At 31.0% G+C, this 24,797-nt stretch carries 21 protein-coding genes; 9 read left to right on the top strand and 12 right to left on the bottom strand.

The genetic code is table 11. The features are described 5' to 3' along the window. Nucleotides 1-44: 44 nt before the first annotated feature. The 10 genes from ACNG5D_RS10110 to ACNG5D_RS10065 form a co-directional block, all read right to left on the bottom strand. Nucleotides 45-1,436: a tetratricopeptide repeat protein gene (locus ACNG5D_RS10110; protein WP_418183396.1), complete on the bottom strand. Its 1,392-nt coding sequence runs from the start codon at nucleotides 1,434-1,436 to the stop codon at nucleotides 45-47. Nucleotides 1,437-1,581: 145 nt separating this feature from the next. Continuing rightward, nucleotides 1,582-2,778: an aspartate aminotransferase family protein gene (locus ACNG5D_RS10105; protein WP_418183395.1), complete on the bottom strand. Its 1,197-nt coding sequence runs from the start codon at nucleotides 2,776-2,778 to the stop codon at nucleotides 1,582-1,584. Between the two features lie 6 nt (nucleotides 2,779-2,784). Beyond that, a complete protein-coding gene (locus ACNG5D_RS10100) occupies nucleotides 2,785-4,626 on the bottom strand; it encodes an OstA-like protein (RefSeq protein WP_418183394.1) in 1,842 nt (613 codons plus the stop codon). A gap of 339 nt (nucleotides 4,627-4,965) precedes the next feature. After that, on the bottom strand, nucleotides 4,966-5,694 hold the full coding sequence (locus ACNG5D_RS10095) for a hypothetical protein (protein WP_418183393.1): 729 nt from the start codon (nucleotides 5,692-5,694) through the stop codon (nucleotides 4,966-4,968). Between the two features lie 66 nt (nucleotides 5,695-5,760). Then, on the bottom strand, nucleotides 5,761-7,284 hold the full coding sequence (locus ACNG5D_RS10090) for a hypothetical protein (RefSeq protein WP_418183392.1): 1,524 nt from the start codon (nucleotides 7,282-7,284) through the stop codon (nucleotides 5,761-5,763). 297 nt (nucleotides 7,285-7,581) lie between these two features. Continuing rightward, complete coding sequence (locus tag ACNG5D_RS10085; RefSeq protein ID WP_418183391.1) at nucleotides 7,582-8,724, bottom strand: helix-turn-helix domain-containing protein; 1,143 nt, start codon at nucleotides 8,722-8,724, stop codon at nucleotides 7,582-7,584. Between the two features lie 70 nt (nucleotides 8,725-8,794). Then, nucleotides 8,795-10,069, bottom strand: coding sequence for an adenylosuccinate synthase (locus tag ACNG5D_RS10080; protein WP_418183390.1), 1,275 nt, complete (start codon nucleotides 10,067-10,069; stop codon nucleotides 8,795-8,797). A gap of 9 nt (nucleotides 10,070-10,078) precedes the next feature. Beyond that, nucleotides 10,079-10,537: a Fur family transcriptional regulator gene (locus ACNG5D_RS10075; RefSeq protein ID WP_418183389.1), complete on the bottom strand. Its 459-nt coding sequence runs from the start codon at nucleotides 10,535-10,537 to the stop codon at nucleotides 10,079-10,081. A 25-nt stretch (nucleotides 10,538-10,562) separates the two neighbouring features. Next, nucleotides 10,563-12,788: a RelA/SpoT family protein gene (locus tag ACNG5D_RS10070; RefSeq protein WP_418183388.1), complete on the bottom strand. Its 2,226-nt coding sequence runs from the start codon at nucleotides 12,786-12,788 to the stop codon at nucleotides 10,563-10,565. Nucleotides 12,789-12,843: 55 nt separating this feature from the next. Beyond that, entirely contained in the window at nucleotides 12,844-13,431 is a 588-nt protein-coding gene (locus ACNG5D_RS10065) for a non-canonical purine NTP diphosphatase (protein WP_418183387.1), read from the bottom strand. A gap of 172 nt (nucleotides 13,432-13,603) precedes the next feature. Between ACNG5D_RS10065 and hpf the strand changes: the two genes are divergently transcribed. Continuing rightward, the gene (gene hpf / locus ACNG5D_RS10060) at nucleotides 13,604-13,903 is read left to right on the top strand and encodes a ribosome hibernation-promoting factor, HPF/YfiA family (RefSeq protein ID WP_418183386.1); all 300 of its coding nucleotides are present in this window, start codon (nucleotides 13,604-13,606) and stop codon (nucleotides 13,901-13,903) included. Nucleotides 13,904-13,959: 56 nt separating this feature from the next. On the opposite strand, the gene rlmH is transcribed toward hpf, so the two are convergent. After that, the gene (gene rlmH / locus ACNG5D_RS10055; protein ID WP_418183385.1) at nucleotides 13,960-14,433 is read right to left on the bottom strand and encodes a 23S rRNA (pseudouridine(1915)-N(3))-methyltransferase RlmH; all 474 of its coding nucleotides are present in this window, start codon (nucleotides 14,431-14,433) and stop codon (nucleotides 13,960-13,962) included. Between the two features lie 131 nt (nucleotides 14,434-14,564). On the opposite strand from rlmH, the gene nadC reads away from it, so the two are divergent. The 3 genes from nadC (at nucleotide 14,565) to priA (ending at nucleotide 18,894) form a co-directional block, all read left to right on the top strand. Beyond that, a complete protein-coding gene (gene nadC, locus ACNG5D_RS10050) occupies nucleotides 14,565-15,425 on the top strand; it encodes a carboxylating nicotinate-nucleotide diphosphorylase (RefSeq protein ID WP_418183384.1) in 861 nt (286 codons plus the stop codon). A 70-nt stretch (nucleotides 15,426-15,495) separates the two neighbouring features. After that, nucleotides 15,496-16,437, top strand: coding sequence for a YihY/virulence factor BrkB family protein (locus ACNG5D_RS10045; protein WP_418183383.1), 942 nt, complete (start codon nucleotides 15,496-15,498; stop codon nucleotides 16,435-16,437). A 3-nt stretch (nucleotides 16,438-16,440) separates the two neighbouring features. Further along, nucleotides 16,441-18,894 carry a replication restart helicase PriA gene (priA, locus tag ACNG5D_RS10040; RefSeq protein ID WP_418183382.1) on the top strand — a complete coding sequence of 818 codons (2,454 nt, stop codon included), beginning with the start codon at nucleotides 16,441-16,443 and terminating at the stop codon, nucleotides 18,892-18,894. Nucleotides 18,895-18,915: 21 nt separating this feature from the next. On the opposite strand, the gene ACNG5D_RS10035 is transcribed toward priA, so the two are convergent. Further along, entirely contained in the window at nucleotides 18,916-19,611 is a 696-nt protein-coding gene (locus tag ACNG5D_RS10035) for a LytR/AlgR family response regulator transcription factor (protein WP_019388305.1), read from the bottom strand. Between the two features lie 199 nt (nucleotides 19,612-19,810). Between ACNG5D_RS10035 and rpsF the strand changes: the two genes are divergently transcribed. The 5 genes from rpsF (at nucleotide 19,811) to ACNG5D_RS10010 (ending at nucleotide 24,758) form a co-directional block, all read left to right on the top strand. After that, nucleotides 19,811-20,149 carry a 30S ribosomal protein S6 gene (gene rpsF, locus ACNG5D_RS10030; RefSeq protein ID WP_418183381.1) on the top strand — a complete coding sequence of 113 codons (339 nt, stop codon included), beginning with the start codon at nucleotides 19,811-19,813 and terminating at the stop codon, nucleotides 20,147-20,149. Further along, the gene (gene rpsR / locus ACNG5D_RS10025; protein WP_181364065.1) at nucleotides 20,149-20,448 is read left to right on the top strand and encodes a 30S ribosomal protein S18; all 300 of its coding nucleotides are present in this window, start codon (nucleotides 20,149-20,151) and stop codon (nucleotides 20,446-20,448) included. The genes rpsF and rpsR overlap by 1 nt, the downstream gene beginning before the upstream one ends. Before the next feature lie 13 nt (nucleotides 20,449-20,461). After that, on the top strand, nucleotides 20,462-20,905 hold the full coding sequence (gene rplI, locus ACNG5D_RS10020; RefSeq protein ID WP_418183380.1) for a 50S ribosomal protein L9: 444 nt from the start codon (nucleotides 20,462-20,464) through the stop codon (nucleotides 20,903-20,905). Between the two features lie 136 nt (nucleotides 20,906-21,041). Continuing rightward, a complete protein-coding gene (locus tag ACNG5D_RS10015; RefSeq protein WP_418183379.1) occupies nucleotides 21,042-24,146 on the top strand; it encodes a TonB-dependent receptor in 3,105 nt (1,034 codons plus the stop codon). A 144-nt stretch (nucleotides 24,147-24,290) separates the two neighbouring features. Continuing rightward, nucleotides 24,291-24,758, top strand: a complete 468-nt coding sequence (locus tag ACNG5D_RS10010) for a DUF6495 family protein (protein WP_418183378.1) — start codon at nucleotides 24,291-24,293, stop codon at nucleotides 24,756-24,758. Nucleotides 24,759-24,797 lie beyond the last annotated feature (39 nt).

The following is a 24,797-nucleotide window of genomic DNA, read 5'->3' as shown; positions in this document are numbered from 1 at the left end:
ATACAATTGATTACTAAAAAAAAATAAATAAAGCCGTTTGGGGGTTACTTGTAGATTTGTTTAAGAATACTTTTGGCTTTTAATACTTTAGAAACTTGAGGGAAAAGTTCGTCTAGTATAAAAGTATATTCTTTGTTATGTTTAAAAGCATTTTTTAAATGAAAAGTACCTTTTATATAATCTTTAAATGTAAAATGTAAGCCGGCTAATCTGTATTCTAATTCTGCATTGTCTGGGTGAAAGTCTAGGGCTTGTTCAAAATTAAGAATGGCAGCTTTTAACTCGCCTAATTTTATTAGTAAATCGCCTCGAGAAAGCCAAGTGTTTAGTTCGTAGTTGCCTAAATCTAAGGTTTTTTTGTAACCACGTTCGGCTTCTTCAAAAAAGTTTAATCGTTGATTTATTTGTGCATATAACTTCCAGTAAAAAACATTTTCAGAATCTATATTTATAGCCTTATTTATAAAGTCTAAAGCTTTGTGATAGTTACCTTTTTTGTTGTGAAATTTGGTTATTGCAATCCAACCTTTATCTAGTTGTGGGTCTTCATGAACTGCTCGGTCATAGTACTGTAATGTAAGGTCGTGATTTCCTAATTTTTCGTAGCAACATCCAATACGTAAAAGTGCAAAAGATGTTGGCTCATCTAGTTTTAAAGTTATGGTGTAGTTTTCTATAGCATCGTTATAGCGTTTTAGTTGCTCTAAAACTTTTCCGCGTTCTAAATATGCGCCTACAAATGTATCGTCTGATATTATTGCAAAATCGAAAGCTGTTAATGCTTTTTTATAGTCTTCTAAAGCAAAATATTGTTTACCTAATTGATGCCAAGCTACTTCGCAATATGGGTTTTTATCTAAAAAAGTATTTAAATAAGAGATAGCTTCGTCATTTTGGTTTAAAAATTCGAAGCAATAAATAATATTATAAAGTGCCGAATAATCATTAATGTCTATCTCTAAACATTTCATGAAAGATGTTTTTGCATCTTCATATTGATCTAAAAAGAGATATTCCATGCCTATTAATGAATATATATCCACTAAATCGTTGGTTAGTTTTAATGCTTTTTTTAATACTTCAATAGCTTGTTCGTGCTCATCTTTTTTTGAGAATATGTTCGCTTTTTGAATGTATATTTCTTCATTGGTGGGGTCTAGATTGTATAAATCGTTTAAAAGGGCATCTGCCTCATAAAGCTTATCTTCAAAAATATATATTTCAACTTTAAATAGTTTTAAGTTTATTGAAGTTGGGTGTTGGTTTAAGCCTAATTTAATAGCCTTTTTGGCTAGCGCTATTTTACCTTGATTGAGATAATGATGAATTATATTTTCAAATTCTTCAGAATCAAAGAATAAAACATGGTTTGTTTTTAACATTGATTCAAACTTGGTAAGGGGCAAATTGTTATTGTCGTTATGACTAAACTCCATACGTGTTTTGTAAGTTTTTTTACTTGAATAAATTTAAGCTTCTATTTGCTTGACTATTAAAGTTTGAATAAATGTTTTTAACAAAGTAATCAACACTTGGAGTTTTTAATTAGATTTTTAGTGTTAATTTGTTGTTTTTTAGTGCTTAGCGGGTTTGTGTGCTTTGTTGTATTTGGTCTAAAATATTAACTATAATTTGGCAACCTTTACTTATTTCTTCATTTGAAATGGTTAATGGGGGTGTAATTCTTACTGCTTTTGGCTCGAAAAGTAGCCAAAATAATATTAAACCTTGCTCTTGAGATTTTAATATTACAGTATTTGTTATTTCGGCAGATGGTGTAATAAGGGCTAGCATTAATCCTTTTCCTCTAATTTCTGTAATTAATGGGTGCACTAAAAGTTTTCTAAAAAGTTGTTCTTTTTCTAGTGTTTCTTTTATTAAGTTACTTTCTGTAACTTCTTTTAATGTGGCTAGGGCAGAAGCTGCAATTACAGGATGCCCTCCAAAGGTTGTTATATGCCCTAGTTTTGGGTTGTCTTGTAACAGACTCATTAATTTGTTTGATGCTGTAAAAGCTCCAATTGGCATGCCTCCACCTAAACCTTTACCTGTTACTAAAATGTCTGGTGTACAGTTGTAATTTTCAAAACCAAAAAGTTTTCCTGTTCGTCCAATTCCTGGTTGTATTTCGTCTAATATTAAAAGAGCTCCTACGTCTTGGCACTTAGCTTTTACTTTTTTTAAATAGTTATTGGTTGGTTCTATAAAACCAGCTCCGCCTTGTATAGTTTCTAAAATTACACAAGCTGTATTGGTTGTTATTTTATTTAGTTCTTTTAGGTTATTAAAGTTTATAAACTGTATGTTGGGTAAAAGTGGTCTAAAGGCTTGTTTACGGTTTTCGTAACCCATAACACTCATGGCGCCCATTGTATTTCCGTGGTATGCATGGTTTGCAGCAATAATTTCGCTTCTGCCTGTGGCTCTTTTTGCTAATTTTAATGCGCCTTCTATTGCTTCGGTTCCAGAATTAGTTAGATATGTAGTTTGTAAGGATTCTGGTAAATGTTTTGCTAAAAGTTTAGCGAGTTGTACTGCTGGTTTTTGAATGTATTCGCCATAAACCATAACGTGCATATAGCTATCTAGTTGTTTTTTTATAGCATTTACAACTTTTGGGTGGTTGTGGCCAAGTGTACAAGCAGAAACTCCGGCTACAAAATCTAAATAAGCTTTATTATTAATATCGTAAATATAAGACCCTTTAGCATGCGATATTTGCATAGATAAAGGATGAGGCGAGGTTTGTGCCTGATATTTTAAAAAATCGAGCTTCATTTTTAATTATTCGTTTGCTACTGGTTTTTTAGTTGGCAAATTAATTTTTTTTTGAGTTTTTATTTGAAGTTTTTTCTTTTTTAAAAGTGCATTTTCTTTACCTTTTTTTATTGGTTTAGGTAGGTTTCTAGAAGCTTTAGAATTTACTGTTTTATTGTTTTGTGTTGTTTGGTTTGCTTTTTTAACACGATCTAGTAAATTTTTATTAACAAACTCGTCTTGAGGTACATAATCTTCTAAGCCTTTAATTATAGGTAATTCAAGAGGTGGGTCGTCTTTAAATAAATCTTCAATGTTTTTAGGGCGTTCTTCTTCTCTCCAATCAAACCCTTTAAGAAATTTTTCTTTTTCAGGAAATTTAGATTCTGGGTATAAGTTTCCGTCTATCTGGTTGTATCTTGTGTATTCATCAATATCGCCATTATCAAAAAGTATACTTATACTTCCAGATTTAGATTTATCTATACCTATTAACTCTTGTTTGTCGTTTCTGGCATAAAAAATGGATTGGGCATTTTTAGTTACATCAACTTGTTTTAGTTGGTTTTCATCATTAAACAAACCAACTAGCCGTTTGCCATTTATTTGATTAAATCCTGTTTTACTAATGGTGTCTTGACTTATAATAAATGCGTTTTCGAAAACAAGTAACGAGTCTATTTTTTCGGTTTTATTATTTGAAAGTAAATGAATCGTGTCTCCTGTCATTTGATTTTCTAAATTCCAAAGTATGGGTTTGCGTTTTACTGAAAACTTATCGTTGGATGATAGCGTAGAAATGTTTAAGAGTTTTGTTACACCTGTTTTTTGATCGGAATGAATAGAATCTGCCTTTCCGCTTAAATCGGTTTTAAATATTTTGGCGTTGTAAAAGGCTTTTATTATTCTGTTGTCTGGTTTTCCGGTAACCATAATTTTATCGGCATGTATATAAACCGAGTCTTGTTCTTGAACCGTTATAGCTAAGGCTCGTTTTGTTATAAAAAGAGAGTCTTTTTCTTTAAAAACCTCGGCATAATGGCCTTTTACAATGCTTTTGTTTATGGTATCTGTAACTTTTATATTATTGGATGCAGAGGCAAAACTTTTGTTGTTATCAAAGTATAAACTGTCGCCTTCAATAATTCTGTTATCGTAATCTATTCTAGCTTTTTTAACGGCATAACCAACTTTGTTTTCAGTATCATAAAAACCTTTTTCGCAATAGGTTTTACTATCGGTAGTAGTAATGGTTGAAGGTCCAAAAAGGTAAGCGTAACCTGTGTCTGAATAAAAATCGAAGTAATTAGAATTTATAGTAGATTCTTCACTAACCAAAACAACATCATCAACAAAGCGGTATTTTTTTTGGTCCATATAATATCTGCCAATTTTACTTGTAATGGTTCCAGAAGAGTCTTTTACAACAGTTCCGCCATTTCTATAAAAGGCTTGTTGTCTGGTTCTATCCATATATAAAGTATCGGATTTTATTGTTGAGTTTGGGTCTTTCAAAACAACATTTCCGCTAGCAAAGGCTAATTCTGTAATGCCACTATATTCTATATACTGAGATGTCATGTTTATAGTATCGCCTTGTTTTAAAATAACATTCCCATAGGCTTCAATAAAGTTGTCTTTGCTGTAATGAATGGCTTTGTCGCACCACATATTGGCACCTCCATGCTCTATATGTACTTGTTGGGCATCATCTCGTGTTAAAATTTTTGCTCCTGGATAATTTTTTTCGTCAATAGTTAATTTTCCAGCATATTCAATTTTTACTTTTTCTTTTGATTGTGCATTTATATGAGTTGTTAACGCAAGACCAATTAAAAGAGTAAATAAAAGCGTTTGTAGTTTGTTCAAAATGTAAAATGTTTGTCGCAAAAATAACGATAATTATAATGTATAATTGTTTTGAAACAAAAAACGCTCCAAAATGTTTTGGAGCGTTTGATAATTATTTTTGTTTAAAACATGTTAAATGTCATAAAGTATTTGTAACCACCTTGATTAATTATAATTCAAGCAACTAATTTTCCTGTTTCAGGTTGCGAAAAGCAATGTTTCTAGTGAAGTTTCTGGTTCTTCCTTTCTGTAATATGCAAAAACATTTGAATTTTTTTATACATTTTTTACCGCTAATACTTTTCATTGCCTAGTCTTCATCAAATGGCTTATAAATTTCATGCTTTTTGTAAAACCTTATGGCTTTTCATTTAATAAGTAAGGTTTAGTTGGTCCAACTCCAAAAACTAAATGAGGAAAGAATGAAATGATTTTATTGTTTTCAATAGTAAATAGCATAACTCTATTTGTTTTATTATCGAACATTACAAAATAAATCGATTTTAATTTATTGTATTCAAGACTTGAATACATATCAGATTTCAATAAATTCGCATGGTTTTTTACTTCAGAATAATGAATAATTTTATAATCTTGCCAAGATTCTTTATCATAGGATTCTTTGTACATAGCTGAATATTGACCAATAGTTTCTATAATACTTAAACTGTCTTTTTTTGTTTTATTATATATTGAGAAATTGGAATTAATAAAATTATTATCAATATTAAGTTTTAAAGCTTCTTCGAATCTATTCTTTGCATGACTTTCAATTTTACTAATTTGTAACTCATTATACTGTTTATTTAGTTTTTTTATATTTTTTTTGTTTCCGTTTCTGTAAGCTATTTGGATTAGACTATCAAGATTTTTTCTTCCATTTTTTTTGCTTTCCAGTTCTCTTATTTGACTGTATTTGTTGCTAAGTTCTCTTATACTCTCATAGTTATTCTCTCTATTTACGAGTATATTTTCTATAAAACTTTTGATAAGTTTTTTGTCTTTTTCGATTGTAGAATTATTTTTTGTATTACCACAGGAAATACATACTAGAAAAATAATAATAAGGTAAAGTTTTTTTTTCATAATATAAAAAATTAGAGGATTATCTTTATTTTATAAGTAATAATAATCTTCGTTTTGAATTAATTTTTAATCACAATCACCTGATTGTGAAGGAGCATTATTAGTGGTAGTTTCAGTTGTATATTCATCACTTTCTGGTAAAGATTTTATATACTCACCTAAGATGGAAGGGGCAGAACCTCCTCCGCCAGGGTATAAAGGAGAATAGCAATTTGGTAAATTTAAACCTCCTAAATTTCCTATTTTTATTGCGTAATCTGTGCAATTAAAATGGTTTACATTATAAATTGCTGGTTTTACAATTGCATATTCAATAATCTTAAGTAATTGTTCAGGTGTAATATTTGTGGTAATACTTGCATCATACTCATCATTTTGATTATTACCTATTGCACCTTGATCAAGTAATGCTGCTTTTGCTTTGGTTTTTGGGTAAAAACCAAACACAACTGTGTTTTCATTTTGTGATAAGGATATAAAAGCATGACCAGGATTCCTTGTCTCAATATCAACAGGAAATGTGCTGTCATTTATCGGTTGATCTGCATAAATTGTTAAAGAAGCAGGAGCATCTATATCAATACACAGTAAAAATTCAACCATATTTTCAATTGGATCATCAGGAGCAACAAAAACAACGATATCTTGAAAACTTTCAACTTCCTCATTAGATAAAGCCTCAATAGCTTGTAAAACTAACTCTTGGCTTTCTGTACTGCATCCATTATTATTTAAAACTGAAGCTGCCATTTTAACATCTCTGTAATTTGTATTTGGGCTATCTAACCATGCCTGAATGCTTGTATTGCCTGTTGTAAGAACATAAGAGCCTAAACAATTCATTATTTGCACATCATAAGGAGTAAATGGTACTGTTACTACTGTTGACGTATTATCTGGACTTGGTCCTGAAGTGCCACCTCCACCATCCAGTTCAGTCGAACTTGGACCATCATTGTAAAAATGTGGATCGCTATAATTATCGTCACTATTGTTATTAGTATTGCTAATACATGCTACCCCAGCTTCTACTTCTGTTGCGTAATAACCTGACCACGATCCATAATTATCTTCAGATGTTTCATAGCTAGTTGTTACAGTATAAGTCCTTACTCTAGTACAAGTTCCAAAACCATCTGGATAATAAATCCATTCTTCATTACTTAAAGCAATTGTGTTATCGCTTCCTCCAAGACCACTCGAAGTGCCTCCACTACCTTCACTTCCAAAGCACCAAACTGGCTCACCGGTTGTATTTCCGTTCAGGTCAACTTCATATAAACAACTGCCAACCATTTGCATTTTTGCACTAGTATTATCATTGTTTTCCATATCTATACATTCCTGTATATGCATTAAAAAGGTGAAATCTGTACCATCCAGTTGCGTTATCGTCTTATAACTATAAATATATAAATGATACTCCTCTTGATTGTTTCGCTTTTCTATTACAAAATTCTCAAAAGTAGCATCAGGATGTAAGGGTGTTTCTATTTTAAAAGTATATGCATGGGATGCATTGGTTAATGCTTCAAAAATCTCATTAGTTATTATAGAAAAAGAACTATTTTGAGATTTTTGAGTTTTCATTTTTTTCTCTTTATAAATAAACTTCTTTTTGATTTTATTTAAAGTATTATTTAAGCCTGTTGCTGCTTTAATCTCTTTTAGTGTTACTTTTTTAATTTGGACATTGCTAATAATTTATTTTTGTATGGTTTCGTTATTGGTATTGTCATCTTTTTCGCAATTAATAAAAATAATTGTTAAAAAAAGTAAAAGAGCAATTTTTAAAAAATGTTTCATGTTTGTAAATATATTTTTGGTTAATTAATGAAACAATAGTATTGTAATTTCTCTAAATTAGAGTCCAGAATAAATATAACCTTAATGATTTCGGATACTCTTTTTATATTCAATAGGAGTTTTTCCTGTGAATTTTTTAAATGCTGAGTAAAAACTAGATTTAGAATTAAAACCAGCTTCTAAACCTATTGCGACTATAGTATAATTATTAAAGTCGGTATTAATTAACATGGCTTTTGCATCGTTAACTCTTAATGAATTTATAAAATCATTAAAACTTAAATTAGAGTTTTTATTAATAAGCTGCGATAAATACCCTGCACTTAAGTTAAGTTCTTCGGATAATATTTCTAAAGACAAATTTGGATTAAGAAAACTTTTATTTATTTTGATATGATTCCTTAATTTTTTATAGCTTTTGGAATTGTTGATTTTATGCGTTTTAAGTTCTTGATGCTTATACTCTAGAATTCTTTTTTTTCGTATTTCAATTCTATTCTTTAATTGTTGAGATTTATTAATTCCAACATAACCAATCCAATATATAAGTATTGATATTCCTATCCATAATGGATAAAAAATATAAGTTTTATTTAAATTAAATATTACAATAAATATTAAGCCAATTAACCAAAACAAGCAAATGACTAGTCCTGTAAAGATTAGTTTTTTTAGCCAATTTGTTTCAGATTTGACCCAAAGGATATTAAAGCATTTGTATTTTTCATGTTTTAAAATCATTTTATAAACAAAAAAGATTATTAAAACATTAAAAAAGAAAGAAGCAAATTCGATATATACGTATATGCCTTTTTGGAAATGTATAGAAGCTTTTTGAAAAGTATTATGGCTACAATTAAGTGTAATTTGTATTATATGAATTAATAAAACGATTAAAAAAGGGGATAATATTAATTTTTTTAAGTTAAGACTTAATTTATTGCGACCGATAAATTTATGAACGTACATGTAGAACATAGGCAATATTAGCCATTGCCATGGAATAAATATATAATTCAAGAACTGATATTTATTAGTAATATTAGTAACTATTAACCAGTATTGAAAATTACTTAGTGATAAAAACAGAACAGTAAGGCCAAGATAAATTGTATTGTTTTCTATGTTTTTTTTCTGACTAAAAACTATAACACTAAAAATTATTCCATGTAAAACCCCTGAAATAATAATTAAATTAAAAATATTAAAATTTAAGTCATTCATAAAACAAATATAAAAAAAAGACTACTTTTTGAGTAGTCTTTGGTTTATTTTGGTGAGAAATTAAATTCTATTATTTTCTAAAAATAGTTTGTTTTCTATCTGGTCCTACAGATACTATTGTAATAGGAATTTCTAGTTCTTTTTCTAAAAATTCGATATATTCATTTAGAGCTTTAGGCATTTGTGAAGCTTCAGACATTTCTGTTAAATCTTCGTTCCAGCCGTTAAAATCTGTGTAAATTGGTTCTACATTTTCAGGTTCTATATTATAAGGTAGGTGTTCTATAACTTCTCCTTTATATTTGTATGCAGTACACACTTTTAGGGTTTTAAAGCCTGAAAGTACATCGCCTTTCATCATCATTAATTGAGTAACTCCGTTTACTTGACAAGCGTATTTTAGGGCTACTAAGTCTAACCATCCGCAGCGTCTTGGGCGTCCAGTAGTAGCGCCAAATTCGTTACCTACTTTTGCCATAGTAGCGCCATCTTCATCAAATAACTCGGTAGGGAATGGTCCAGAACCTACACGTGTAGTGTAAGCTTTAAATATACCAAATACTTCTCCAATTTTGTTTGGTGCCACACCTAAACCAGTACAAGCACCGGCTGCTGTTGTGTTACTAGAGGTTACAAATGGGTAAGTTCCAAAATCGATGTCTAAAAGCGAGCCTTGAGCGCCTTCGGCTAATATGGATTGTCCAGATTTTTGGGCTTTATAAATGTATTCTTCAGAATCTATAAAGGTTAAAGATTTTAAAACTTCTACAGCTTTAAAAAATTCGGTTTCTAGTTCTTTTAAATCGTATTCTATTTCAACATTGTAAAAAGCAATCATAGATTCATGCTTGTCTGCAAGTGCTCTATATTTTTCTTTCCAATCGCTTAATTCTAAGTCGCCAACACGAATACCGTTTCTACCGGTTTTATCCATATATGTTGGGCCAATACCTTTTAGGGTTGAGCCTATTTTTGCTTTACCTTTTGAGGTTTCGCTTGCAGCGTCTAATAAGCGATGCGTTGGTAAAATAATATGTGCTTTTCTTGAAATTAATAAAGACTTTTTATAATCAACGCCTTGTTCTTCTAATTTATCAAGTTCGCCTTTAAATATTACAGGGTCTATAACTACGCCATTACCTACTAAATTTGTAGCATCATCATGAAATATACCTGATGGTATGGTGTGTAATACGTGTTTTTTACCGTTAAAAACTAAAGTGTGTCCTGCATTTGGACCACCTTGAAAACGTGCTATAATATTGTAGTTAGAGGTTAGTACGTCAACAATTTTTCCTTTGCCTTCGTCTCCCCATTGTAGTCCAAGTAGTAAATCTACTGCCATTGTTAAAAATTAGTTATTTGTTGTTGATTTTCTATTTCCGTAAAAATAGAGTGAGTGGTTATTAATTTCGATATCGAATATTTCTTCGATTGTTTTTTTAATAGATTGAATTCTAGGGTCGCAAAACTCGATAACTTCACCTGTATCTGTAAGAATAACATGGTCGTGTTGCCTATCGAAATAAGATTTTTCGTAGTGTGCTTGGTTTTGCCCAAACTGGTGTTTTCTAACCAATTTACATTCTAAAAGTAATTCTATTGTGTTGTAAAGTGTCGCTCTAGATACACGATACTTTTTGTTTTTCATGTTAAGATATAGAGATTCTATATCAAAATGTTCTTGATTGTTATAAATTTCTTGAAGTATGGCGTATCGTTCGGGGGTTTTGCGGTGCCCGTTAGCTTCTAGAAAGCTAGTAAATACGTTTTTTACAATCTCTTGATTTTTTGAATCTGCCTTGTCGTCCATAATTGCGTCGCAAATTTACACTTTTTTATAATCTTCTTACCTTATCTATGCCATTAATTTTTTTAAGTTTTTCTAAAAGCTTTTTAATTATGGTATTATTTTTAACTATAACATTGATTTTTCCTGAAAAAAGGCCGTCATTACTTTCAAAACTTATGCTTTTCATGTTAACATGCATATTTTCTGAAACAATTTTAGTTATATCGTTTACAAGTCCTATATGATCTATTCCTGTTAATTCAATTTTAACCAAAAATTCTTGTTGTGAAGAATCTATCCATTTGGCTTGCATAATTCTGTAAGCGTAGTTGGATTGTAAGCTAACGGCGTTAGGGCAATTTTTCTTGTGCACTTTTAAGCCTTCATTTACAGTTAAGAAACCAAATACTTTGTCGCCAGGTATTGGGTTACAACAGTTAGATAGTTTGTAATCTAGTTTTTCTTCGTCTTTACCAAAAACAATAGAATCGTATTTTAATGTAATTTCTTGTTTCTCTATTTCTTCTTTAGAAATGGTTTGTTTTCGTGAAATTTTATTTTTAATGTAACTCATTAAAGCATTGCTTCTTGATGAAGCATAGCTTTTTAGCATGGTATTATCAATAGAACCAAGACCAATTCTATAAAATAAGTCAAGACTGGTTTTTAACTTGAAGAAGTTTACCATTTCGTTTATGGTATTTTCATCAAGTGTAATTTTTAATTGTTTTAATTTGCGTCTTAATATCTCTTTTCCGTCGTCTCCAATTATTTTTTTGTCTTCTTTTAATGCCGATTTAATTTTACTTCTGGCACGAGCGGTTGTTGCGTAATCTAACCAGTTTGGGTTAGGTTTTATGGTGTCTGAAGTTAGTATATCAACTTGATCGCCGCTTTTAAGTACATGACTTAGAGGTTCTAGTTTGCCGTTTACTTTGGCACCACGAGTTTTCATGCCAACTTCTGTATGTATACTAAAAGCAAAATCTAGAGCTGTGGCGCCTTTGGGTAAAGATTTTAAATCGCCAGCTGGTGTAAACACAAATATTTCTTTTGAATATAGGTTTAGTTTAAACTGTTCAACAAAGTCTACAGCATTTAAATCTGGGTTTTCAAGGGCTTCTTGTAATCTGTTAATCCAGCTTTCTAAATTGTCTTCTTTTTCGTTTCCTTGTTTGTATTTATAATGTGCTGCATATCCTTTTTCGGCAATTTCATGCATACGTTCGCTTCGTATTTGAACTTCTACCCATCGGCCTCTTGGCCCCATAACAGTAATATGTAAAGCTTCATATCCAGTAGATTTTGGAGAGGAAATCCAATCGCGTAATCGAATGGGATTTGGCCTAAAGTGGTCTGTAACGATAGAATAAATTTTCCAGGCTAAAAACTTTTCGTTATGCGGGTCTGCATCGCATTTATAAATTATTCGAATAGCAAATTTATCGTAAACTTCATCAAAAGAAACCCCTTGGTTAATTATCTTTTTTCTAATTGAAAATATAGATTTAGGTCTTCCTTTTATAGTGTATCTAAGATTTTCTTTGTCTAACGAGTTTTTTATAACGTCGCTAAACTGGTTTATATAATTATCTTGTTCTTCTTTACTTTCTTTTATTTTGTCATGAATATCGTTGTAAACATCAGGTTCGGTATATTTTAAGCCTAAATCTTCTAGTTCTGTTTTTATATTGTAAAGCCCTATTCTATGAGCTAAAGGGGCATAAATGTATAAGGTTTCTGAGGCTATTTTTACTTGTTTGTCGGCACGCATAGAGTCCATAGTTTGCATATTATGAAGTCTATCTGCTATTTTAATAATTATAACTCTAACATCGTCATTAAGGGTTAAAAGCATTTTCCGGAAGTTCTCTGCTTGTAAAGAAACATCCATGTCTTTTTCTTTACTTAAAGACGATATTTTTGTAAGTCCATCAACAATGGTGGCTATGGTTTTGCCAAATTTTTTTTCTATATCTTTAATGTCGTAATCGGGGCTATCTTCAACAACATCATGTAGTAATGCGGCAGCTATAGATGTTGCATCAAGCCCTATTTCTTGAGCTACAATTTTAGCTACGGCCAAAGGATGGAAAATATAGGCTTCTCCAGATTTTCTGCGTTGGTGTTTGTGGCCATCTAGTGCTACTTCAAAAGCACTACGAATAAGTTTTTTGTCGTCTTTAGAAAGCGCCGTGTAGCTTACCTTTAATAATTGTTTGTAGGCTTTAGCAATGGCTGCATTTTCTTTTTCTATAGCTTCCTCTGTCATAGATTAAAAATAACATAAAGAATATTAATAGCCAACCTTAAATATATTTTTTTAACTAATTTTTTGATTCTGTATTTTTTAAAAAATCTACTAGTTTTGTTATGGCTTTGCCTCTATGACCTATACTGTTTTTTATATTTAATTCCATTTCTGCAAAGGTTATATTGTAGTTATTTGGTTTAAAAACAGGGTCGTAGCCAAAGCCTTTTTCGCCATGTTTTGTTTTAGTAATTTCGCCTTTACATATACCAGAAAAAGTATTTAATTGCCCGTTTTTATAAAGCGCAATAACAGTTTTAAATTGAGCTTTTCTGTTTTTATAATTTGTTAGTTCTTTTAGTAGTTTGTTTATATTGTTATTGGTGTTTTTTTGTTCGCCAGCATAACGAGCAGAATATACTCCGGGCGCACCATTTAAAGCATCTACTTCTAGTCCTGTGTCATCTGCAAAACAATCGTAATTGTAATGGGTTTTTATGTATTGAACTTTCTGTATAGCATTGCCCTCTATGGTGTTTTGGGTTTCAGGAATATCTTCAAAACAACCAATGTCTTTTAAACTTAAAAGTTTAATGTTTTGTGGTATTAAAGCTTGAACCTCTTTAAGTTTGTTTAAATTATTAGTTGCGAAAACCAATTCCATATATTCCTTTTTTTTAGTTGATAAAAGTACTGTTTATTGCTTTTATAGAATATATAATATTTGTGTTTTTTAAATAAAAAATAATCATCATTTTATGACTTTTGTTACTTACGTGTATTTAAAAAACTTGTATCTTACAGTATCATTATTAATCACTTAAAAAAGAAGAAATATGACAGTAAATATTCAATATGTAGATGTAGATGTAAGTGAGACACTTTCGTCTTTCACAAAAGAAAAACTAGAAAAATTATTTAATAGATATGAGTTTTTAATTACTGCAGAGGTGCATTTTAAACTAGACGAAAAAGACTATAAAAATGGAAAAATTTGTAATATAGAATTAAGTTTACCAGGGCCTAGAATTTTTGCTACTTCAAACAAACATAATTTTGAAGTTTCTGTAAGAGAAACTATTAGCGACCTAGAACGACAACTTAAAAAGCGTAAAGAAGTTTATAAAACACATTAAAAAAAAGAAACTATCCTGTGGGTTTAGTGAGCGGTTTTAAAAAGCAAAATATGCTTTTATTTATGGTGATAGGGTTCGTTTCTTAAAATAGTAAAACCTCTATATAGTTGCTCAATAAAAAATAAGCGAATCATTTGATGGGAAAATGTCATTTTAGATAATGATAATTTCCCATTTGCTTTTTTATATACATCTTCAGAGAAACCGTAAGGCCCACCAATAACAAAAACCAAATGCTTAATTCCAGAGTTCATGTGTTTTTGTAAATAAGAAGAAAATGCAACAGAATCAAATTGTTTGCCATTTTCATCTAATAAAATTAAAGCATCTGTAGTAGTAATCTTATTTAAAATAAGCTCGCCCTCCTTCTTTTTTTGCTGCTCTTCGCTTAAATTTTTAGAGTTTTTTATATCTGGAATAATTTCTAAATTAAACTTAATGTAATGCCCTAGGCGTTTAATATATGCTTCAATTAAAGCAGTAAGTTGTTTGCTATCAGTCTTGCCAATAGTAATTAGTTTTATAGTCATAAACGCAAAATTACTATTTTATATTAATGAATAATGAATCTAAATAAGGAAAAAATAATAAAATCGTAAATATGAAATTTAATTTAGTAAATCTATTTCTTATTTTTGTTCGGATTAATTAACAAAATATTATGATTACACAAGAGCAGTTTGATACAGAAGTAAAGATGATTATTGAAAACGCTATAAGAGAAGATGTAGGCGATGGTGATCATAGTTCATTAGCTTGTATACCTACAAATGCTAGAGGTAGAGCTAAGCTCTTGGTAAAGGATAAGGGAATAATAGGAGGTGTTAATTTTGCCAAAAAAGTTTTTGCTTATGTTGATAAAAACTTAAAACTAGATGTACGTATTGAAGACGGAAGCGAAGTAACATTTGGTGATATTGTAATGTATGTTGAAGGTTCTTCGCAATCTATTCTTAAAGCAGAACGAACTGTGCTTAATGCTATGCAACGAATGAGTGCTATAGCTACTAAAACTAGAATGTTTGTAGATTTAATTGAAGGTACAAAAACTAGAATATTAGATACAAGAAAAACAACACCTGGTATTCGTGTTTTAGAAAAATGGGCTGTAAAAATAGGCGGAGGAGATAATCATAGGTTTGCACTTTATGATATGATTATGCTTAAAGATAACCATATTGATTTTGCTGGAGGAATAACAAAAGCTATTGAAACAACTAAACAGTATTTAAAAGAAACTGGTAAAGATTTGTTAATAATGGTTGAAGCTAGAGATTTAAGCGAGGTTCAAGAAATACTAAATAACGAAGGGGTTTATAGAATACTGTTAGATAATTTTGATTACGAAGATACAAGAAAAGCTGTTAAGCTAATTGGAGATAAATGTTTAACCGAATCTTCAGGTAATATTAACGAAACAACAATTAGACATTATGCCGAGTGTGGTGTAAATTATATTTCGTGTGGTGCATTAACGCACTCTGTACATAATATGGACTTAAGTTTAAAGGCTGTTAAGTAATTTACCTTTTTCTTATTGCTTTATTACTTTTTTAATTTAATAACTTTGCTGTATTAAAAGCAAATTATTAATGGCAAAATCTCTTGATGATAAACTAGATAAAATCCCCGTGATTAATATCCTTGTTAGGTTTTGTAAAAAACTTAAATTGCCAGGTTTAGAGGGATTATCTTTTTTTGATTTGTTAGTCTTGTACATTACCGGTATAGTTAAAGGCGCATTAACAACCCGGGCTAGTGCTATTGCATTTAGTTTTTTTACTGCTATTTTTCCTTTTTTATTATTTGTTTTAATTATCATTCCTTATGTGCCAATTGATGATTTTAAAATAGAATTTTTGCAGTTTTTAGAATCGTTTTTACCACCTAGCACCTCAGATTTTTTCTTTGAAAACATTTTTGAAAACATAGATCAATCGCAACGAGGAGGCTTGTTGTCTTCAGTTTTTGTATTATCTATAGCATTAATGGCTAACGGTGTAAACGCAGTTTTCTCAGGGTTTGAAAACTCTTATCATGAGCAATTAACACGTAATGTATTTAAACAATATATGTATGCATTAAGCATAGCATTAATATTGGCATTTTTATTAATTATTACAATTATAGTACTAGGTTATATTCAAATTTATGTTGTTCAAGGTTTGCTTCATGCTCTAGAAGATAGAGGATATCAAGTAGATTCTGAAGGTGTTTTTTGGACAAACGTTGTGCAATATCTCTTTTTTGTAGTTATGGTTTATATGGCAACAGCAACGTTATATTATTTCGGAACTAGAGAAGGACGAGAATCAAAGTTTTTCTCGATAGGCGCATTATTTACAACCTTATTAATTATACTAACATCTTATCTATTTGGTATATATATAGAAAACTTTGGGCAATACAATAAATTATATGGCTCTATAGGGGCGTTATTAATTTTGTTGTTTTATTTATGGTTAAATGCTAACATTCTTTTGTTAGGTTACGAGTTAAATGCATCTTTAAATAAGCTTAGAAAATTTAAATAACTTATGGCTTTTTATATAGATGTTATTATTCCTGTACCGCTTCAAAAACTATTTACATACAGTATAACAGATGCTGAAGCCCATTTTTTAAAAGTAGGCATGCGTGTTGCAGTTCCTTTTGGTAAATCGAAAATATATACGGCTATTGTATACAACATTCATAGTAATAGACCAACGGTTTACGAGGCTAAAGATATTCAGCAAATTTTAGATGAAACACCAATTGTAAATAAACACCAATTGCAATTATGGCAATGGATAGCAAGTTATTATATGTGTACTTTAGGCGATGTTATGCGAGCCGCATTACCAAGTGCTTTTATTTTAGAAAGCGAAACTGTAATTACTAAAAACACAAATAACACAATTGATGAATCTATTTTAAAAGATGATGAGTTTTTGGTTTATGAAGCTTTGCACCACCAGTCAAATTTAAAAATTCATGATGTTGCTAATATTCTAGATAAAAAAAATGTACTACCAGTAATTAAAAGGCTTATTGAAAAAGAAGCCATAACTGTCGATGAGGAAGTTTACGAAAAATACAAACCAAAATTAGTTCGATATGTAAAATTGCATACTAATTTTACTTCAGAGAAATCACTTCATAATTTGTTGGATGATTTAAGTAGAGCGCCAAAACAACGCCATGTTGTTATGAGTTTGTTCTCAATATCTGCTAAATCAAAAAAACCAGTTAAAGTTTCAGAATTATCAGAAGTTAGTGGCGCCTCAAATTCAATTATAAAAGCCTTAATTAATAAAGGTGTTCTAGATGAATATCATATTCAAACCGATAGAGTAGCGTATAATGGTGAAGAAACCGAAGCTTCAAAACAGCTTAACGAGTATCAAAAAATAGCATTAAAAGAAATAAAAGAATCATTTAAAACCCACCAAGTTACTTTACTGCACGGTGTAACATCATCAGGAAAAACCGAGGTTTACGTTAAACTTATCGAAGAGGTTATAAATGCAGGAAAGCAAGTGTTGTATTTACTTCCAGAAATAGCACTAACTACACAATTGGTTGCAAGGCTTCAAAATTACTTTGGAGAAAAGGTAGCTGTATTTCATTCAAAATATTCAATACATGAGCGTGTAGAGGTTTGGAATAATCTATTAAATAATTCGGCAAAAGCTAAAATAGTTTTAGGAGCACGGTCGTCTATATTTTTACCTTTTAATAATTTAGGGCTAATTGTTGTAGATGAGGAGCACGAACAATCCTTCAAGCAATTTGATCCTGCACCACGCTATCATGCAAGAGATACTGCAGTTGTTTTGGCAAATATGCAACAGGCTAAAATACTTTTAGGATCGGCCACTCCAAGTTTAGAAAGTTACTTTAATGCGAAACAAAATAAATACGGTTTTGTTGAGATTACTAAGCGTTTTAATAATGTTTTAATGCCCGATATAGAATTGGTTGATATTAAAGACAAGCATAAAAAGAAACGAATGAAAGGTCATTTTAGCGACCGTTTGTTGGAAGAAATGGCCGAAACTTTAAAGGACGGATATCAAATCATTCTTTTTCAAAATCGGCGTGGGTTTTCTCCAATAATTGAATGTAAAACATGTGGCCATGCACCACAATGCCCGAATTGCGATGTAAGTTTAACATACCATCAATATAGAAACCAATTACGATGCCATTATTGCGGTTATAATGCCGCCATGATGCAGGATTGTGAGGCTTGTGGTAGTCAAGATTTAGATAATAAAGGTTTTGGTACAGAGCAAATAGAAGAAGAAGTTAAACTATTGTTTCCGGAAAGTAAAGTGGCTCGTATGGATTTAGATACTACGCGAGGTAAATACGGTTACGAAAAAATTATTACAGCTTTAGAGCAGCAAGAAATAGATATTTTGGTGGGAACACAAATGTTAACCAAAGGCTTAGATTTTAGAAATGTAAAATTGGTTGGTATAATGAATGCCGATAATATGTTGAATTTTCCAGATTTTAGAGCTCACGAACGCAGTTTTCAGCTTATGCAACAAGTATCTGGGCGGGCAGGAAGAACAAAGGAACGCGGTAAGGTTTTAATTCAAACTTACAATCCTTACCATAATATATTGCAGCAGGTATCTACCAATAATTATATAGATATGTTTAATGAGCAAATGAACGATAGATATAATTTTAAGTATCCGCCGGTTTACAAGCAAATAAAAATAACGTTAAAACATAAAGATTATAATAGGGTAGAAACAGCATCAATTTGGTATGCTAAATCATTAAGGCAAGTGTTTCAAGATCATGTTTTAGGGCCAGAGGCACCACCAATTGCAAGAATTAGAAACCAATTTCATAAAAACATTTTGGTTAAAATACCCAAAAAGCAATCGTTAGCAAAAACAAAGGAAGCTATTATTAAAATAAATAATAGCTTCATGAGTATAAAAGATTTTCGGTCGGTTAGGGTAGTTCTAAATGTCGATAACTTTTAATTTAGTTTTTTTGTTGATTTTTTAAATGTTATTTAAAGCATCAACTAATTGGGTCTTTTTATTTCTACTTAAAGGAATTTCGTAAGCACCAACTTCAACATTTTTACTGTTAAATCTGTCAATCTTATCTAGGTTCACAATGTAAGATTTATGAATTCTTAAAAATTTCCCTTCAGGTAATTCAGCTTCAAAAGATTTCATTGTAGAAAGTACTACTAAGCTGTTTTCTTCTGTAACAAGTTTTACATAATCGCCAAGAGCTTCAATCCATTTTATATCCTTAATATAAACTTTACGTTTTTTAAGGTTGCTTTTTACAAAAATATGTTCACCTTCTTCTTCGTTAAAGTCTAGAGTTAATCTGTGTTGCTCAAGGGCTTTATCTACAGAGGTGTTAAAACGTTCTCTTGTAATGGGTTTGTGTAAATAATCGGTAGCATCATAATTAAATGCTTTAAAAGCATATTCTGTTTTACCGGTTACAAAGATAATTTGGGGTTTGTTGTTTAATACGTCTAAAAGTTCAAATCCATTTAAAACTGGCATTTCAATATCCAGAAAAATTAAATCCACTTGATGCGTATTTAAACCATTTTTAGTTTCTAAAGCACTACTGTACTCTGCTATTAAGTTTAAAGAAGGATGATTCTCTACTAACTTAACAATTGAGAGACGTTGTATTGCTGAATCGTCTACTACTACACAGTTTAAAGTCATAACATTTTATATTATTTCGGTTAAGATATCGACAATAGTACGAATAATTCGGTTAAAAACCAAAAAACATCGTTTAAATGCGTATTTTAACATAATTTTAACAAAATCTATTAATCAAATATTAATATACAAAAACATTGCCAGAATTGTAAAAAATAATTATTTTTGCAGCCAATTTTTAACAATAAAAACGATTTTTATGAATCATTATGAAACTGTTTTCATCTTAAATCCCGTTTTGTCTGAAGACCAGATAAAGGAAACAGTAAAGAAATACGAAGATTTTCTTGTTTCTAACGGTGCTAAGATGATATCAAAAGAAGATTGGGGGCTTAAAAAATTAGCTTACCCTATTCAAAACAAGAAAAGTGGCTTTTATCATTTATTTGAGTACACGGTATCTGGAGAAGTAATAAACCCTTTAGAGGTTGAGTTTAGACGTGACGAGCGTTTTATGCGTTATTTAACAGTTGCGTTAGATAAACACGCTATTTCTTGGGCAGAAAGAAGAAGAGAAAAACTTAAACAAAAAGCTTAATTATGTCATCAATAGAACAACAATCAAAAGGAAAAAAAGACGGCGAAATTAGATATTTAACGCCTCTTAATATTGATACAAACAAGGCTAAGAAGTATTGTATGTTTCAAAAAACTGGAATTAAGTATGTTGATTACAAAGATCCAGATTTTTTAATGCGATTTATTAACGAGCAAGGTAAAATTTTACCACGTCGTTTAACAGGTACATCATTAAAGTATCAAAGAAAAGTAGCGGTAGCTGTAAAAAGAGCACGCCACTTAGCATTAATGCCATACGTAGGAGATTTATTAAAATAAAACAATCATAACAATGGAACTTATATTAAAACAAGACGTTGAAAATTTAGGATTTAAAGACGATGTTGTAACAGTTAAGAACGGTTATGGTAGAAACTTTTTAATTCCTCAAGGACAAGCCATTTTAGCAACAGTATCTGCAAAGAAAGTATTAGCAGAAAACTTAAAGCAACGTGCCTTTAAAGAAAAGAAAATAGTTGATGATGCTAACGTAACTGCTGAAGCAATTAAAGCATTAGAAATTAAAATACCTGCAAAGGTAGGTACAGGAGACAAATTATTTGGATCTGTAAATAATATTGATGTAGCTGCTGCTTTAGAAAAAGCAGGACAAGCAATAGATAAAAAGTTTATAACAGTTACTACGGTTAAACGTTTAGGTAAATATACCGCTGTAATTCGTTTACACAGAGAAGTATCTGTAGACTTAGAATTTGAAGTTATTGCTCAAGCTTAATTAACAAAAAGTTAATAAAAGCTAAAAATAAAGTTAAGCCACTCGTTAGAGTGGCTTTTTTTTATACTATTTTTACGTAAACTAATATTATGCGCGCATAATAGCAAACAAGACTAACTCAAATAATTTAATCAAAATGAAACAAAAAAGCATTTTAATTTTCTTTTTATTTATGGGGCTAGTAGCTTTTTCTCAGGTTACTACATCTAATATAAAAGGGTTGATTTTAGACGAAACTTCGGTGCCACTTCCTGGTGCAAATGTAGTAGCAGTACACACACCAACGGGTACTAAGTATGGAGCCGCTACAAACTTTGATGGACGATTTAATTTATTAAACTTAAGAGTAGGAGGGCCTTATTCTATTACTATAAGTTTTGTAGGTTACAAAGAACAATCATTTAATAATGTGTTTTTAACATTAGGAAAAACACAAAATATTGATATTGTTATGCAAAGTGATAGCCAACAACTCGATGCTGTTGTAATACAAGCTAGCCAAGGTACAGGTACTTTTGGTAGTGATAGAACTGGAGCCGAAACTAGTGTTGGTAGACGAGAGTTAACCCGACTGCCAACTATTTCTAGGTCGGCATCAGATTTTACAAGGCTAGAACCAACAGCAAGTGGTAATTCATTTGGCGGACGTAATGACCAGTTTAATAACTTTTCTTTAGACGGTGCAATTTTTAACAATCCATTTGGGTTAGATGCCGCAACGCCAGGTGGGCAAACAGATGCGCAACCTGTATCATTAGATGCTATCGACCAAATTCAAGTATCTACAGCGCCTTATGATGTAACACAATCTGGATTTACTGGAGCAGCTGTAAATGCAGTAACCAAAAGCGGAACTAACGAATTTCATGGTACTGTTTATGGGTTTACTAGAAATGAATCTATGACAGGAAAGAAAATTAAAGGCGAAGACGTAGCAAGACCAGATTTAAACCAAACTCAATATGGTTTAAGTATAGGTGGGCCAATTGTTAAAAATAAATTATTCTTTTTTGCTAATTTCGAAAAAGACGAAAGAGATGATTTAGGAACAAACGGATGGACACCAAACACAGGCTCTGGCGGTATTACAGAATCTAGAGTTTTAGAAAGCGATTTAATAGCTGTTAGAGATGCCCTTTTAGCTGTAGGTTATAATCCAGGAGCATACCAAGGCTTTACACATGCTGCAAAATCAACAAAAGGAATTTTTAAAATAGATTGGAATATTAATGATAATAACCGTTTGGCAATTATTTATAATTTCTTAAACGCATCAAAAGAAAAACCAGCACACCCTACAGCCATTACTTTTAGAGGGCCAAGTGCTAACACATTGCAATTTCAAAATTCTGGATACGAAATAAATAACGAGCTTAAATCGGTTCAATTAGAATTAAATTCAACACTTTCAGAATCTTCAACCAATAAATTACAGGTTGGTTATACACACTTTAACGATTATAGAAACCCGTTTTCTACACCAGCACCATCAATTAATATTACCAAAGATGGTTCAAACTACATTATAGCCGGTCATGAGCCTTTTTCTGTAAATAATAGGTTAGACCAAAAAGTATTTCAATTAACAGATAATTTAAACTTTTTTAAAGGCGACCATACTTTTACAATTGGTTTTTCTTTTGAAAAGTTTGAGTTTGATAACTCATTTAACTTAACTAGTTATGGGTTTGATCTTTTTGGTTCTGTAGATATTAACGATTTTGATGCTACGAGTTACGATTTTAACTCGCCACAACAAACTTTTAATGCTAACAATGGAGCTGCCCAAGGTCAAGGTTGGGCTTTCGCCGAAACAAACGTAGGACAACTATCGTTTTACGCACAAGACGAATGGAATATAACAGAAAAGTTTAAATTAACTTATGGTTTACGTTTTGATAAGCCTATGTTTTTTGATTCTGCACAAAAAGCGCAAAACGTTATTGATAGAGGTTTTGTTTTACCTGATGTACAATACGAAAACCCAAATACAGGACAATCTGTTACTATTGATAATACGCAAATGCCAAGCAACGATTGGTTAGTGTCGCCAAGAATAGGTTTTAATTATGATGTTAATGGAGACGATACGTTTCAGCTTCGTGGTGGGTCAGGATTATTTACAGGACGTTTCCCTTTTGTTTGGTTAGGTAACCAAATTGCAGCTCCAGATGCTTTCTTTTTACAAGCTGTAGATCCAGATTATAAATACCCACAAGTTTGGCGTACTAATATTGGAGCAGATAAAAAGTTAGAAAACGGATTAATATTAACTGCAGATGTATCGTATACTAAAGATATTAACGGAGCACATGTACAACATTGGGGATTATCAACACCTTCTGGAACTTTACAAGGTGTAGATAACAGACCTATTTACACAGCTGCCGATATTCTTACTTTTGATGGAAACCCTGGTGACGGTGCATTTGTATTTACAAATTCTGATAAAGGGAGAATATGGAATGCTTCATTTAAAGCACAAAAATCTTTTGAAAACGGATTGTATACAATGCTTGCTTATAGCTATTTAAATTCTAAAGATGTAAATTCAATTGAGGCAGAAATAACAAGCGATGCCTTTGCTGGTAACCCAGCTGTAGGAAACGTAAATAACGACGTTTTATCTTATTCTAAATATGGCGATACGCACCGTTTTATTGGTGTGGCAAGTAAAAAATGGAATTACGGAAACGATAAATGGTCTACAACCATATCTACTTTTTTTGAGTACGCTCAAGGCGGACGTTTTAATTACACGTATGGAGGCGATATAAATGGAGATGGTTCTGCTATAAACGATTTAATTTACATTCCGACGTCTTCAGAAATTACTCAAATGCAATTTGCTACAGCTGGTGATGCTGCCGCTCTTGAAGCCTATATAGCTCAAGACGATTATTTAAATGATAGACGAGGGCAATACGCAGAACGTTACGGAGCACTAGCACCTTGGAGAGGAAAATGGGATGTTAAATTTTTACAAGATTATAAATTTAAAGTGTCTGAAAATAAAACCAATACCATACAGTTTAGTATAGATGTATTGAATATTGGTAACTTAATAAACTCAGATTGGGGAATAATCCAGCAACCCAACAGCGTACAACCAATTGGAGTTTCGGTTGATGGTTCTGGAGTACCAACATATTCTTTTAATGGTAGCGAAAAAACCTTTGGTTTCGATTCTAGTTTAGCTTCTAGATGGCAAGCTCAAGTAGGAATACGTTATATTTTCTAAGAAAAAACCATATATATTATTAAATTTGCGCTCCTAATTATAGGAGCGCATTTTTTTTAGAGAAATTCAACTTTTATTAATATTAAATATTGAATTTAATCCAAAATAAAGAGAGATTTCTTAAAACATATTTTCTAATACAATATGAAGTACAGTAGACTTACAAAAGAACAGTTTGAAGAATTACACCAAGAGTTTATTAATTTTTTAGCAACACAATCCATTACCGCAGACGAGTGGGCTAATTTAAAAGCTAATAAACCAGAAATGGCAGAAATGGAATTAGATGTTTTTAGCGATTTAATTTGGGAAGGCGCCTTAAATAAAGCAGAATATTTAGAACATTTTGCACCGCAACATATGTACTTGTTTCATTTAGAAGATACTAAAATGCATGCCATTGTAGTAAATTTAAAGAATGATGTAGATATTACTACGCAAGAAGGTTACGATTGGCTTAGAGAAAACCTAATGGACGATAATGTTGAGTTTTTACAGGCCGATAAAGAATATTCTGAAGATAAAAACCTAGATAAGTTTAAAATGATAGAGCAAGGCGCCGTAATAACTAAAGGCGAATTATACAATTATTTTAATAAGCTTATAAATTAGAATGTATTACTACATAGGTAAGAATCTGTTTTCAATATA

Origin of the sequence: Algibacter ulvanivorans (genome assembly GCF_048381495.1) — a bacterium.
GTDB classification, from domain to species: Bacteria; Bacteroidota; Bacteroidia; order Flavobacteriales; family Flavobacteriaceae; genus Algibacter_B; species Algibacter_B ulvanivorans.
Note: the sequence above shows the minus strand (reverse complement) of the source record. Positions and strands in the feature narration are given on the sequence as shown.

Excerpts from the sequence above, each read along its gene's own strand:
- ACNG5D_RS10075 (WP_418183389.1), bottom strand. The coding sequence starts at position 10,537 with ATGGACGACAAGGCAGATTCAAAAAATCAAGAGATTGTAAAAAACGTA.
- ACNG5D_RS10015 (WP_418183379.1), top strand. The coding sequence starts at position 21,042 with ATGAAACAAAAAAGCATTTTAATTTTCTTTTTATTTATGGGGCTAGTA.
- rlmH (WP_418183385.1), bottom strand. The coding sequence starts at position 14,433 with ATGACTATAAAACTAATTACTATTGGCAAGACTGATAGCAAACAACTT.
- ACNG5D_RS10010 (WP_418183378.1), top strand. The coding sequence starts at position 24,291 with ATGAAGTACAGTAGACTTACAAAAGAACAGTTTGAAGAATTACACCAA.
- hpf (WP_418183386.1), top strand. The coding sequence starts at position 13,604 with ATGACAGTAAATATTCAATATGTAGATGTAGATGTAAGTGAGACACTT.
- ACNG5D_RS10095 (WP_418183393.1), bottom strand. The coding sequence starts at position 5,694 with ATGAAAAAAAAACTTTACCTTATTATTATTTTTCTAGTATGTATTTCC.
- ACNG5D_RS10035 (WP_019388305.1), bottom strand. The coding sequence starts at position 19,611 with ATGACTTTAAACTGTGTAGTAGTAGACGATTCAGCAATACAACGTCTC.
- rpsF (WP_418183381.1), top strand. The coding sequence starts at position 19,811 with ATGAATCATTATGAAACTGTTTTCATCTTAAATCCCGTTTTGTCTGAA.
- ACNG5D_RS10080 (WP_418183390.1), bottom strand. The coding sequence starts at position 10,069 with ATGGCAGTAGATTTACTACTTGGACTACAATGGGGAGACGAAGGCAAA.
- ACNG5D_RS10105 (WP_418183395.1), bottom strand. The coding sequence starts at position 2,778 with ATGAAGCTCGATTTTTTAAAATATCAGGCACAAACCTCGCCTCATCCT.
- rplI (WP_418183380.1), top strand. The coding sequence starts at position 20,462 with ATGGAACTTATATTAAAACAAGACGTTGAAAATTTAGGATTTAAAGAC.
- ACNG5D_RS10110 (WP_418183396.1), bottom strand. The coding sequence starts at position 1,436 with ATGGAGTTTAGTCATAACGACAATAACAATTTGCCCCTTACCAAGTTT.
- ACNG5D_RS10090 (WP_418183392.1), bottom strand. The coding sequence starts at position 7,284 with ATGAAAACTCAAAAATCTCAAAATAGTTCTTTTTCTATAATAACTAAT.
- ACNG5D_RS10045 (WP_418183383.1), top strand. The coding sequence starts at position 15,496 with ATGGCAAAATCTCTTGATGATAAACTAGATAAAATCCCCGTGATTAAT.
- ACNG5D_RS10085 (WP_418183391.1), bottom strand. The coding sequence starts at position 8,724 with ATGAATGACTTAAATTTTAATATTTTTAATTTAATTATTATTTCAGGG.
- ACNG5D_RS10070 (WP_418183388.1), bottom strand. The coding sequence starts at position 12,788 with ATGACAGAGGAAGCTATAGAAAAAGAAAATGCAGCCATTGCTAAAGCC.
- nadC (WP_418183384.1), top strand. The coding sequence starts at position 14,565 with ATGATTACACAAGAGCAGTTTGATACAGAAGTAAAGATGATTATTGAA.
- ACNG5D_RS10065 (WP_418183387.1), bottom strand. The coding sequence starts at position 13,431 with ATGGAATTGGTTTTCGCAACTAATAATTTAAACAAACTTAAAGAGGTT.
- priA (WP_418183382.1), top strand. The coding sequence starts at position 16,441 with ATGGCTTTTTATATAGATGTTATTATTCCTGTACCGCTTCAAAAACTA.